Source organism: Streptomyces sp. 135, assembly GCF_020026305.1.
Lineage (GTDB): Bacteria > Actinomycetota > Actinomycetes > Streptomycetales > Streptomycetaceae > Streptomyces.
Genome location: NZ_CP075691.1, coordinates 2,230,848 through 2,243,454, shown reverse-complemented (window position 1 = coordinate 2,243,454; position 12,607 = coordinate 2,230,848). Strand labels below are relative to the sequence as shown.

Below are 12,607 nucleotides of genomic sequence, written 5' to 3'. Positions count from 1 at the left end.
AACTGGCGCCGATTTGTCGGGTCTTACGACCTTTTGTCAGTCACGCAGGGTCGATTACGCGGGGGCGATCTCCCGCAGCAGACCCGTCGTCACGTCGAAGACAAAGCCGCGGATGTCGTCGGTGTGCAGCAGGAACGGCGAGGTCCGTACGCGCTGCATCGACTGGCGTACGTCCTGCTCGACGTCGCGGAAGGACTCCACCGCCCACGTCGGCCGCTGCCCCACCTCGTTCTCCAGGTCCTGGCGGAACTCCTCGGTGAGGGACTCCAGGCCGCAGCCGGTGTGGTGGATGAGGACCACGCTGCGGGTGCCGAGCGCGCGCTGGCTGATGGTCAGGGAGCGGATGACGTCGTCGGTGACCACGCCGCCCGCGTTGCGGATGGTGTGGCAGTCGCCCAGCTCGAGGCCGAGCGCGTCATGCAGATCGAGGCGGGCGTCCATGCAGGCGACGACGGCGACACGCAGTACGGGGCGGGCGTCCATGCCCGGATCGGCGAAGCCGGCGGCGTACCGCTTGTTCGCCTCGACCAGGCGGTCGGTGACCGTGCCGACGGCTATGTCGCCGATCGGCTCTGCGGGGCTGTTACCCGAGGGGGATGCGGAAGTCGACATGGATATGACGTTAATGGCCACTGATCAACTCGGCCCGCTGTGAGAAGGGACAAAGAACGCCAATAACTCTTGTTGTGAGCTAACCCACAGGGTGTGGCGGCTACGGCCGAATGGGTGACTACGGGGGATTTGCGCCCGTGTCTCGGACCGGGCCGCGACGCGCAGGCCGGTTGATTGACCGGAAGACACCGTGGACTAAAGTGACGCGAAGCGGGAGACGTGACCTGCTCCCCGCTGGACCGCACATCCCGGAGATTCTTGAGAATCCCCACGTGCGCGGCGCGTACGTACGGCTCGGCCTCCTCCCGCTCCCGGTCGGCTGACGCCACTTCCCCGGCGCCGGCGGACCATTCCCCTTCACGGAGCGGGCGGGGACCCGGCAGTGCGTACGGACGCCGCGCCGGACCTGAGAGGGCCCCTTGACCGACAACAGCCGACACGTCCCGGTGATGCTCCAGCGGTGCCTGGACATGTTGGCCCCCGCCCTCGCCGAACCGGGCGCGGTCGTCGTCGACTGCACCCTCGGCCTCGGCGGCCACAGCGAGGCCCTCCTGGCCACCTTCCCCGCGGCGCGCCTCGTCGCCCTGGACCGCGACAAGGAAGCACTGCGCCTGTCCGGCGAACGGCTCGCCCCCTACGGCGACCGGGCCACCCTGGTGCACGCCGTCTACGACGAGCTCCCCGAGGTGCTCGACCGCCTGGACATCCCGCGCGTACAGGGCGTCCTCTTCGACCTCGGCGTCTCCTCCATGCAACTCGACGAGGCGGACCGGGGATTCGCGTACGCCCAGGACGCGCCCCTGGACATGCGCATGGACCAGACGACCGGCATCAGCGCCGCCGAGGTCCTCAACACGTACGCGCCCGGCGAACTGGTGCGGATCCTGCGCCAGTACGGCGAGGAGAAGCAGGCCAAGCGCATCGTCAGCGCCGTCGTGCGCGAGCGCGAGAAGGAGCCGTTCAGCAACAGCGCGCGGCTCGTCGAGCTCATCCGCGACTCCCTGCCGCAGGCCGCCAAGCGCACCGGCGGCAACCCCGCCAAGCGCACCTTCCAGGCCCTGCGCATCGAGGTCAACGGCGAGCTGAGCGTCCTGGAGCGGGCGATCCCGGCGGCCGTGAAGGCGCTCGCCGTCGGCGGTCGGATCGCCGTCCTGTCGTACCACTCGCTGGAAGACCGCCTGGTCAAGCAGGTGTTCGCGGCCGGTGCCGCGAACACGGCGCCGCCCGGCCTGCCCGTGGTCCCCGAGCGCTACCAGCCGCGCCTGAAGCTTCTGACCCGCGGCGCCGAACTGCCCACCGAGGAAGAGGTCGCCGAGAACCGCAGGGCCGCCCCGGCGCGGCTGCGGGGCGCCGAGCGCGTCCGCGAGGACGTGAGCTGAGGCCCGGCCGGCCGAAGGACACGTGAGCACCGTCCGCTGAGCTGAGTTACGCGAGGAGGCTCCATGAGCAAGAAGCCCGAGCTGCGGGGGAGGGCCGCCCGCCTCGCGAAACTGCTCCCGCAGGGCCAGAACCAGGCCGCGCGCACGCCCTTCGTCCTCCTGGTCGTGCTGCTCCTCGGCGGTGGCCTGATCATGCTGCTCATCCTGAACTCCTCGCTCAACGAAGGCTCGTTCCAGGTGAGTGAGCTCAAGCGGCAGACGAAGGACCTCACCGAGGAGAAGCAGGAGCTCCAGCGCGACGTGGACGGCTACGCCGCGCCCGACGCCCTCCAGCGGCGCGCCGACAAGCTCGGCATGGTCCCCGGCGGCGACCCGGCCTTCCTGAACCCCGACGGCACCGTGCGCGGTGTGCCCGGCGCCGCCGCGGCCCGGCCCTCGGCGCTGCGTCCGCAGGAGGTGGCGCCCCGGCGGCCTCCGTGCCGATCTCCGCCCCGCCCCGGCCCCGCCTGCCGTCTCCGCCCGGCGCCCGCGGCCGCGCCAACCGCGGCTGGGCCACCCGCGACCGTGCCCCCACGCCCCCCGGCCCCGCAGCCCGGCCCCGACGACCTCCGGCAGGTGACGTTAAGTGTCCGACAGGGAACCCCGCGGCGTCGGGTGCCAGGGCCCTCGCGGCCCGCACGCCCTGGCGCGCCCGGCGCCCGGCATCCGCAGGGCGCCCGCCGCCCGCCGCCCCGGCACCAAGGCCAGGCCCGCACCATCCGCCTGGGCAGCCCTCGCCCACGCCTGCGCATGGTCAGCCTGGGCCTGACGCTGGTGATGCTGGCCTTCGTCGTGCGGCTCCTCCAGGTGCAGGCCGTCGACGCGAGCGTGTACACGGCCAAGGCGGAGAAAAACCGCTACTTCACGCACACCCTGGCGGCCGAGCGCGGACGCATCACCGACCGCGCCGGCGTCGAACTGGCCGCCAGCGTGGACGCGTACGACATCACGGCGGACCCCACGCTGTTCACGCCGAAGGAGATGAAGACCAAGGACGCGCCCGAGCAGGCGGCGGCGCTCCTGGCCCCCATCCTCGACAAGAGCGTCGCCGAGCTCACCAAGAAGCTCAAGACGCCCGACACCCGCTACGTCCTGCTCGCCCGCCGCCAGACCCCGAAGGTGTGGAAGCAGATCAAGGACCTGCGCGGCGCGCTCGCCGAGAAGGCGGGCACCGACCCGGGCTCCCCGAACGTCCTGGCCGGCGTCCTCGCGGACCCGAGCAGCAAACGGGTCTACCCCAACCACGACCTGGCCGCCGGGATACTGGGCTGGGTCAGCTCCAACGGCAAGGGCGGCGGCGGCCTGGAGCGGCAGCTCGACAAGCAGCTGGCGGGCGAGGACGGCAAGATCCGCTACGCCCAGTCCGGCGGCAGGCAGGTGCCGACCGCGGGCTCCACGGAGACGCCCGCCGTGCCCGGCTCCGACATCGAGCTCACCATCGACCGTGACATCCAGTGGGCCGCGCAGAACGCCATCACGGAGCAGGTCAGGAAGTCCGAGGCCGACCGCGGCTACGTGATAGTGCAGGACACGCGGACCGGCGAGGTCCTCGCGATGGCCAACGCCCCCGGTTTTGACCCGAACGACCTCACGCAGGCCGACGGCGCGGCGCTCGGCAACGCCGCGCTCCAGGACGCCTTCGAGCCCGGCTCCACCGCCAAGGTCATGTCCATGGCGGCGGTCCTGGAGGAGAACGTGGCAACGCCCGGCACCCGGGTGACGGTGCCCAACCGGCTGCACCGCGGCGACCGCCTCTTCCAGGACGACATCGACCACCCGACCTGGCACCTGACGCTCAACGGCGTGCTCGCCAAGTCCTCCAACATCGGCACCATCCTCGCCACCGGCCAGCTGGGCAAGACGCAGGAGCAGGCCAACAAGGTCCTCTACTCCTACCTGCGCAAGTTCGGCCTCGGCAAGGAGACCGGCCTCGGCTTCCCCGGCGAGACCTCCGGCATCCTCGCGCCCCCCGCCAAGTGGTCGACCTCGCAGCAGTTCACGATCCCGTTCGGCCAGGGCGTCTCCATCAACGCGATGCAGGCGGCCTCTGTCTACTCGACGATCGCCAACGGCGGCGTACGCGTCGAGCCCACGCTCGTGCGCGGTACGAAGGGGCCCGACGGCCGCTTCACGCCCGCGCCGAAGCCGAAGAAGACGCGGGTGGTGAGCGACAAGACCGCCAAGACGGTGTCGCAGATGCTGGAGTCCGTCGTCGACGACGAAGAGGGCACCGGCACCAAGGCCCGCATCCCCGGCTACCGCGTCGCGGGCAAGACCGGTACGGCCAACCGGGTCGACCCCGCGACCGGCCGCTACAAGGGCTACACCTCGTCCTTCGCGGGCTTCGCGCCGGCCGACAAGCCGCGCGTCACGGTCTACTGCGCGATCCAGAACGCCACCAAGGGCAGTTACTTCGGCGGCCAGATCTGCGGGCCCATCTACAAGGAAGTCATGGAGTTCGCGCTCAAGACGCTCCAAGTCCCGCCCACGGGGAGCGGTCCGGCCCGCCTTCCCGTCACCTTCGAGCCCTAGGACCCGACCAGGAACCGCCCGTGACAACGATCACTCCCGACCCCGGGAACCACCCCCCGCCACGCCCCTCACTTCGCCCCGAGTGGGGTGCGCCCGGTACGCTCACCGCCGTGCCACACGCTGATCAGTCCCAAACCACCCAGAAGGGCGCTCCCGTGACCTACCCGGGACCGCCGCGGCCGGACCAGGTCTCCGCGACCTCCTTGACGGACCTGGCGGGCCAGCTGGGCGTCGCCGTCGAGGGCGCCGCGCAGATCACGGGCATCACGCACGACTCCCGCGCGGTCCGCCCCGGTGACATCTACGCCGCGCTGCCCGGCGCCCGTATGCACGGCGCCGACTTCGTGGCGCAGGCCGCCGACCTCGGCGCCGCGGCGATCCTCACGGACCCGACCGGTGCCGAACGCGCGGCCGCGACCGGCCTGCCGGTCCTGGTCGTCGACAGCCCGCGCGGCCGGATGGGCGAACTCGCGGCGACGGTCTACGGCCACCCCGGCCGCGACCTCCTCCAGATCGGCATCACCGGCACCTCCGGCAAGACGACGACCGCGTACCTCGTCGAGGGCGGCCTCAAGGGCCTGCGCGCGACCGGGCTCATCGGCACCGTCGAGATGCGCATCGGCGAGACGCGCATCAAGTCGGAGCGTACGACCCCCGAAGCCACCGACCTCCAGGCGCTGTTCGCGGTGATGCGCGAGCGCGGCGTCGAGGCGGTCGCCATGGAGGTCTCCAGCCACGCCCTGGTGCTCGGGCGCGTGGACGGCTGCGTCTTCGACGTCGCCGTCTTCAACAACCTGAGCCCGGAGCACATGGAGTTCCACTCCGACATGGAGGACTACTTCCAGGCCAAGGCGCAGCTGTTCACCAAGCGGCGCTCGCGGCTCGGCGTGGTCAACTTCGACGACGAGTACGGGCGTCGGCTCGTCACCGAGTCCGAGGTGCCCGTCACCACGTTCTCCGCCGAGGGACACCCCGACGCCGACTGGCGCGCCGAGGACGTCGTGGTCGGCCCGCTGGACTCGACGTTCGTCGTGGTCGGCCCCAAGGGCGAGCGCATCACGGCGAAGTCGCCGCTGGCCGGCCCCTTCAACGTCGCCAACACCCTCGCCGCGATCGTCTCGCTGGCCGTCGCGGGCATCGACCCGCAGCAGGCCGCCGACGGCGTCGCCGCGGTGCCCGGCGTGCCCGGCCGCCTGGAGCGCGTCGACGCGGGCCAGCCCTACCTCGCGGTCGTCGACTACGCCCACAAGACGGACGCCGTCGAATCGGTCCTGCGCGCGCTGCGCAAGGTCACCGAGGGCAAGCTGCACATCGTGCTCGGCTGCGGCGGCGACCGCGACAGGACCAAGCGGATGCCGATGGGCGCGGCTGCGGCCCGCCTCGCCGACACCGCCGTACTGACCTCCGACAACCCCCGTGGCGAGGACCCCCTCGCGATCCTCGCCACGATGCTCGCCGGCGCCGCCGAGGTGCCGATCCACGAGCGCGGCGACGTCGCCGTGTTCGAGGACCGCGCCGCCGCCATCCGCGCGGCCGTCGTCCGCGCGCGACCGGGCGACACCGTCCTGGTCGCGGGCAAGGGCCACGAGCAGGGGCAGGACATCGCCGGGGTGGTGCGTCCCTTCGACGACCGCCAGGTGCTTCGCGAAGCTATCCAGCAAACCCAGGGATGAAGTTGTGATCGCCCTCTCCCTCGCCGAGATCGCCAGCGTCGTCGGCGGGCAGACGTACGACATACCGGATCCGGCCGTCCAGGTCACCGGACCCGTCGTCCGGGACTCCCGTGAGGTGGAGCCCGGCAGCCTCTTCGTCGCCTTCGTCGGCGAGCGCGTCGACGGCCACGACTACGCGGCGGACGTCGTCGCGGCAGGCGCCGCGGCCGTCCTCGCCTCGCGGCCGGTCGGCGTGCCCGCCATCGTCGTCGACGACGTAACGGCGGCGCTCGGCGCCCTCGCCCGCCACGTCGTGGAGCGGCTCGGCGCGACCCTGGTCGCCCTGACAGGATCGGTCGGCAAGACCAGCTCCAAGGACCTGCTCGCGCAGGTGCTGCGGCGCAAGGCGCCCACGGTCTTCACGCCGGGCTCCCTCAACAACGAGATCGGCCTGCCGCTGACCGCGCTCAGCGCCACGGACGAGACGCGCTTCCTCGTCCTGGAGATGGGAGCGCGCGGAATCGGCCATATTCGCTACCTCACCGGTCTCACGCCGCCGAGGATCGGCCTCGTCCTGAACGTCGGCACCGCCCACATCGGCGAGTTCGGCGGCCGCGAGCAGATCGCACAAGCGAAGGGTGAGCTGGTCGAGGCGCTACCCGCGGACGGGGCTGCCGTCCTCAACGCCGACGACCCCCTCGTGCGCGCCATGGCGTCGCGCACCAAGGCGCGCGTGATCCTCTTCGGAGAGGCCGAGGACGCCGACGTACGTGCCGAGAATGTCCGACTCACGGAGAACGGACAGCCTGCTTTTACGCTGCACACACCCTCCGGGTGCAGCGACGTGACCTTGCGGCTGTACGGTGAGCACCACGTGTCGAACGCGCTTGCCGCGGCCGCCGTCGCCCATGAGCTGGGCATGTCCGTCGACGAGATCGCCCTCGCGCTCTCCGAGGCGGGCACGCTGTCCCGCTGGCGGATGGAGGTCACCGAGCGCCCGGACGGTGTGACGGTCGTCAACGACGCCTACAACGCGAACCCCGAGTCCATGCGAGCGGCCCTGCGCGCGCTCGTGGCCATGGGCAAGGGGCGCCGGACGTGGGCGGTGCTCGGTCAGATGGCCGAGCTCGGGGACGACGGTCTCACCGAGCACGACGCGGTCGGACGCCTTGCCGTCCGGCTCAACGTGAGCAAGCTCGTGGCAGTCGGGGGCAGGGAAGCGTCCTGGCTCCAACTGGGCGCATACAACGAGGGTTCGTGGGGTGAGGAGTCGGTGCACGTGTCCGACGCACAGGCGGCGATCGACCTGCTGCGCAGCGAGCTGCGCCCGGGAGACGTCGTGCTGGTGAAGGCGTCCAGGTCGGTCGGTCTCGAGCGGGTCGCCACGGCGCTGCTCGACGACGCCGCGGTGTCTTCTGAGGGGCAGGTCTCCGGCCGATGAGGCAGATCCTCTTCGCGGGTGTGATCGGGCTCTTCCTGACCCTGGTCGGCACCCCGCTGCTGATCAAGCTCCTGGCCCGCAAGGGCTACGGTCAGTTCATCCGGGACGACGGCCCGCGCGAGCACCACAGCAAGCGCGGTACGCCGACCATGGGCGGTATCGCCTTCATCCTGGCCACGCTCATCGCGTACTTCCTCACGAAGATCATCACCGGCACGGAGACCACGCTCTCCGGCCTCCTGGTGCTCTTCCTGATGGCGGGCATGGGCCTCGTCGGCTTCCTCGACGACTACATCAAGATCGTCAAGCAGCGTTCGCTCGGTCTGCGCGCCAAGGCGAAGATGGCCGGCCAGCTGATCGTCGGCATCGGCTTCGCCGTGCTCGCGCTGAACTGGCCGGACAACCGCAACCAGACCCCGGCCTCCACCAAGCTGTCGTTCGTCACGGACTTCGGCTGGTCGATCGGCCCGGTCCTGTTCGTGGTCTGGGCGCTGTTCATGATCCTCGCGATGTCGAACGGCGTGAACCTCACCGACGGCCTGGACGGCCTCGCCACCGGCGCCTCCGTGATGGTCTTCGGCGCCTACACCTTCATCGGCGTCTGGCAGTACCAGGAGTCCTGCGCCAACGCGACGACGCTGACCAACCCCCAGGCGTGCTTCGAGGTCAGGGACCCGCTCGACCTGGCGGTCGTGGCCTCCGCGCTGATGGGCGCCTGCTTCGGCTTCCTGTGGTGGAACACCTCGCCCGCCAAGATCTTCATGGGTGACACCGGTTCGCTCGCCCTCGGCGGCGCGCTGGCGGGCCTTGCGATCTGCTCCCGCACGGAGCTGCTCCTCGCGCTGCTCGGCGGCCTCTTCGTGATGATCACCATGTCGGTCGTCATCCAGGTCGGCTCGTTCAAGCTGACCGGCAAGCGCGTCTTCCGGATGGCGCCACTCCAGCACCACTTCGAACTCAAGGGGTGGTCCGAGGTCCTTGTGGTGGTCCGCTTCTGGATCATCCAGGGCATGTGCGTGATCGTCGGCCTCGGTCTCTTCTACGCGGGATGGGCAGCCGAAAAGTGACCTTCGCCTCCGACTGGCAGGGCAAGAACATCACCGTCGCCGGTCTCGGCGTGAGCGGCATCAGCGCCGCCCGCGCCCTGGCCGGCCTCGGCGCGTCGGTGACCGTCGTGGACGGCGGCTCGGCAGCGGCGCACGAGGAGCGTGCCGCCCCGCTCCGGGGCGAGGGCATCTCCGTACGCCTGGGCGACGCCGAGACGCTGCCCGAGGGCACCGACCTGGTGGTCACCTCGCCGGGCTGGAAGCCGTCGTCACCGCTGTTCGCCGCGGCCGCCGAGGCGGGCGTGGACGTCATCGGGGACGTCGAGGTCGCCTGGCGGCTGCGCGGTCCGGACGCGGCGCCCTGGCTCGCCATCACGGGCACCAACGGCAAGACGACGACCACGCAGATGCTCGCCTCGATCCTCGAAGCCGCGGGCCTGCGCACGGCCGCCGTCGGCAACATCGGCACCCCGATCGTGGACGTCGTCCTCGAAGGCGACGACGCGTACGACGTGCTCGCCGTCGAGCTGTCCTCGTACCAGCTGCACTGGGCGCCCTCGCTGCGCGCCCACTCCGCGGCCGTCCTCAACCTCGCGCCCGACCACCTCGACTGGCACGGCTCCATGGAGGCGTACGCCGCCGACAAGGGGCGTATCTACGAGGGCAATCAGATCGCCTGCGTCTACAACGTCGCGGACAAGGCGACCGAGGACCTGGTCCGCGAGGCCGACGTCGAAGAGGGCTGCCGGGCCATCGGCTTCACGCTGAACGCGCCCGCGCCCTCGCAACTGGGCGTGGTGGACGGCATCCTGGTCGACCGTGCCTTCGTGCCGGACCGCCAGAAGCAGGCCCAGGAGCTCGCCGAGATCTCCGACGTCCGCCCGCCCGCGCCGCACAACATCGCCAACGCGCTGGCCGCCGCGGCCCTCGCCCGCGCCTTCGGCGTCCAGGCGACGGCCGTACGCGACGGTCTGCGCGCCTTCCGTCCGGACGCCCACCGCATCGAACACGTCGCCGATGTCGCGCAGGTCGCCTACGTCGACGACTCCAAGGCCACCAACACCCACGCCGCACAGGCTTCGTTGGCGGCGTACGAGTCGATCGTGTGGATCGCGGGCGGCCTCGCCAAGGGCGCCACCTTCGACGAACTCGTCACGAGCGCGGCGAAGCGGCTGCGCGGTGTCGTCCTGATCGGCGTCGACCGCGCCCTGATCCGCGAAGCCCTGGCGCGACACGCCCCCGAGGTCCCGGTCGTCGACCTCGACCGGACCGACACTGGGGCGATGTCCGAGGCGGTACGGCGGGCGGCGGAGCTGGCTCAGCCGGGGGACACCGTGCTGATGGCTCCGGCCTGTGCGTCGATGGACATGTTCACCAACTACAACAAGCGTGGTGAAGCGTTCGCGGACGCCGTCCGCGAACTCGGCTCCACGCGCGCCTGACCGGGTCTCACGCCCGGCCGGCGCCGGGCACACCCTTGGGAGGGGAATGTGGCCAGGTCATCCGTGCGGGTCGCCAGACGTCCGGCTCCGGTACGCGCCAGAGGTGCCTCCCACCCTCCGGGCGAGAGCGGGCCCCGGCGGCTCGTCAACAGGGTCCGCCGGGCCTGGGACCGCCCGCTGACCGCCTATTACCTGATCTTCGGCAGCAGCCTGCTGATCACCGTGCTCGGCCTGGTGATGGTCTACTCCGCGTCGATGATCCAGGCGCTCCAGCTGGACCTGCCCGCCTCGTACTTCTTCCGCAAGCAGTTCGTCGCCGCCGTGCTCGGTACGATCCTGCTGCTGCTCGCCATGCGGATGCCCATCAAGCTCCACCGGGCGCTGGCCTATCCGATGCTCGCGGTGACCGTCTTCCTGATGGTCCTCGTACAGATCCCGGGGATAGGGCGCAGCGTCAACGGCAACCAGAACTGGATCTATCTGGGCGGCCCGTTCCAGCTCCAGCCCAGTGAGTTCGGCAAGCTAGCCCTCGTGCTGTGGGGCGCCGACCTGCTCGCGCGCAAGCACGACAAGCGGCTGCTGACCCAGTGGAAGCACATGCTGGTGCCGCTCGTCCCGGTCGCCTTCATGCTGCTCGGGCTCATCATGCTCGGCGGCGACATGGGCACCGCGATCATTCTCACCGCGATTCTTTTCGGCCTGTTGTGGCTCGCGGGCGCACCGACCCGGCTGTTCGCGGGGGTGCTCGGCGTCGCGGCGCTGATCGGTGTGATTCTCATCAAGACGAGCCCCAACCGGATGGCGAGGCTCGCCTGCATCGGCGCCACCGATCCCGGGCCCGGCGACCAGTGCTGGCAGGCGGTACATGGCATTTATGCCCTTGCCTCCGGCGGATTCTTCGGTTCCGGCCTGGGCGCGAGTGTGGAAAAATGGGGTCAACTGCCCGAACCACACACCGACTTCATCTTCGCCATCACCGGGGAGGAACTCGGTCTGGCGGGGACACTGTCGGTGCTCGCCCTGTTCGCGGCTCTAGGCTATGCGGGTATCCGCGTGGCCGGACGCACGGAGGACCCCTTCGTGAGGTATGCCGCGGGAGGCGTGACCACCTGGATCACGGCCCAGGCCGTGATCAACGTCGGTGCGGTGCTCGGTCTGCTGCCGATCGCCGGTGTCCCGCTCCCGCTGTTCTCCTACGGGGGTTCGGCGCTGTTGCCGACCATGTTCGCCATCGGGCTCCTCATCGCCTTCGCGCGATCGGACCCCGCTGCGAAGGCGGCCCTGGCCATGCGGCAACCTCGGGTGAGATGGAACACGATGCGACGGCGCGCCAAGGCGCGTCCGTCCGGAGAGCGGTGAATTTCGGTGCATGTCGTACTCGCCGGCGGGGGGACCGCCGGCCACATCGAGCCCGCGCTCGCCCTCGCGGACGCCCTGCGGAGGCAGGACCCGACCGTGGGCATCACGGCCCTGGGCACGGAGCGTGGACTCGAGACCCGACTCGTACCCGAGCGGGGCTACGAACTCGCGCTGATCCCGGCCGTCCCGCTGCCGCGCAAGCCCACCCCTGAACTGATCACCGTCCCAGGAAGGCTGCGGGGCACCATCAAGGCGGCCGAGCAGATCCTGGAGCGGACGAAGGCGGACTGCGTCGTCGGCTTCGGCGGCTACGTAGCCCTGCCCGGTTACCTCGCGGCCAAGCGGACCGGGACGCCGATCGTCGTGCACGAGGCCAACGCGCGGCCCGGGCTCGCCAACAAGATCGGTTCGCGGTACGCCCACGGGGTGGCCGTCGCCACCCCCGACAGCAAGCTGCGCAACTCCCGCTACATCGGCATCCCGCTGCGCCACACGATCGCCACGCTCGACCGGGCCCGGGTCCGCCCGGAGGCGCGCGCCGCCTTCGGCCTCGACCCCAACCTGCCGACCCTGCTGGTCTCCGGTGGCTCACAGGGCGCCCGGCGGCTCAACGAGGTCGTCCAGCAGGTCGCCCCGGTGCTCCAGCGCGCGGGCATCCAGATCCTGCACGCGGTCGGCCCGAAGAACGAATTGCCGCATGTGCAGCAGATGCCGGGGATGCCCCCCTACATCCCGGTACCGTACGTGGACCGGATGGACCTCGCGTACGCCGCGGCCGACATGATGCTCTGCCGCGCGGGCGCGATGACCGTCGCCGAACTCTCCGCCGTCGGGCTCCCCGCCGCGTACGTACCGCTGCCGATCGGCAACGGCGAACAGCGGCTCAACGCCCAGCCGGTGGTCAAGGCCGGCGGTGGACTGCTGGTCGACGACGCGGAGCTGACGCCCGAGTGGGTCCAGGGCAACGTCCTGCCCGTGCTGGCCGATCCGCACCGGCTGTACGAGATGTCCCGCGCCGCCTCGGAGTTCGGCCGGCGGGACGCCGACGAGCTTCTGGTCGGCATGGTGTACGAGGCGATTGCGGCACGCCGTAACGCGTGAGAAG

The 12,607-nt window shown here is 70.8% G+C and carries 9 protein-coding genes; 8 read left to right on the top strand and 1 reads right to left on the bottom strand.

From position 1 onward, the window contains the following. Positions 1-54: 54 nt before the first annotated feature. Positions 55-612: a carbonic anhydrase gene (locus KKZ08_RS10110; protein ID WP_223774130.1), complete on the bottom strand. Its 558-nt coding sequence runs from the start codon at positions 610-612 to the stop codon at positions 55-57. Positions 613-1,031: 419 nt separating this feature from the next. Here KKZ08_RS10110 and rsmH point away from each other — a divergent pair, with 419 nt between their 5' ends. From rsmH to murG, 8 genes are all read left to right on the top strand, one after another. Further along, positions 1,032-1,991: a 16S rRNA (cytosine(1402)-N(4))-methyltransferase RsmH gene (gene rsmH / locus KKZ08_RS10105; protein ID WP_223774129.1), complete on the top strand. Its 960-nt coding sequence runs from the start codon at positions 1,032-1,034 to the stop codon at positions 1,989-1,991. Between the two features lie 654 nt (positions 1,992-2,645). Continuing rightward, positions 2,646-4,562, top strand: coding sequence for a penicillin-binding protein 2 (locus KKZ08_RS10100; RefSeq protein WP_276573920.1), 1,917 nt, complete (start codon positions 2,646-2,648; stop codon positions 4,560-4,562). A gap of 20 nt (positions 4,563-4,582) precedes the next feature. Continuing rightward, positions 4,583-6,235: a UDP-N-acetylmuramoyl-L-alanyl-D-glutamate--2,6-diaminopimelate ligase gene (locus KKZ08_RS10095; RefSeq protein ID WP_223774128.1), complete on the top strand. Its 1,653-nt coding sequence runs from the start codon at positions 4,583-4,585 to the stop codon at positions 6,233-6,235. A gap of 4 nt (positions 6,236-6,239) precedes the next feature. Beyond that, a complete protein-coding gene (gene murF, locus KKZ08_RS10090; protein WP_223774127.1) occupies positions 6,240-7,655 on the top strand; it encodes a UDP-N-acetylmuramoyl-tripeptide--D-alanyl-D-alanine ligase in 1,416 nt (471 codons plus the stop codon). Next, positions 7,652-8,722, top strand: coding sequence for a phospho-N-acetylmuramoyl-pentapeptide-transferase (gene mraY / locus KKZ08_RS10085; RefSeq protein ID WP_030783859.1), 1,071 nt, complete (start codon positions 7,652-7,654; stop codon positions 8,720-8,722). The genes murF and mraY overlap by 4 nt, the downstream gene beginning before the upstream one ends. Next, positions 8,719-10,143 carry a UDP-N-acetylmuramoyl-L-alanine--D-glutamate ligase gene (murD, locus tag KKZ08_RS10080; RefSeq protein WP_223774126.1) on the top strand — a complete coding sequence of 475 codons (1,425 nt, stop codon included), beginning with the start codon at positions 8,719-8,721 and terminating at the stop codon, positions 10,141-10,143. Before mraY ends, murD begins: the two co-directional genes overlap by 4 nt. Before the next feature lie 48 nt (positions 10,144-10,191). Continuing rightward, positions 10,192-11,502, top strand: a complete 1,311-nt coding sequence (gene ftsW / locus KKZ08_RS10075) for a putative lipid II flippase FtsW (protein ID WP_223774125.1) — start codon at positions 10,192-10,194, stop codon at positions 11,500-11,502. 6 nt (positions 11,503-11,508) lie between these two features. Next, positions 11,509-12,603 carry an undecaprenyldiphospho-muramoylpentapeptide beta-N-acetylglucosaminyltransferase gene (murG, locus tag KKZ08_RS10070; protein ID WP_223774124.1) on the top strand — a complete coding sequence of 365 codons (1,095 nt, stop codon included), beginning with the start codon at positions 11,509-11,511 and terminating at the stop codon, positions 12,601-12,603. Positions 12,604-12,607 lie beyond the last annotated feature (4 nt).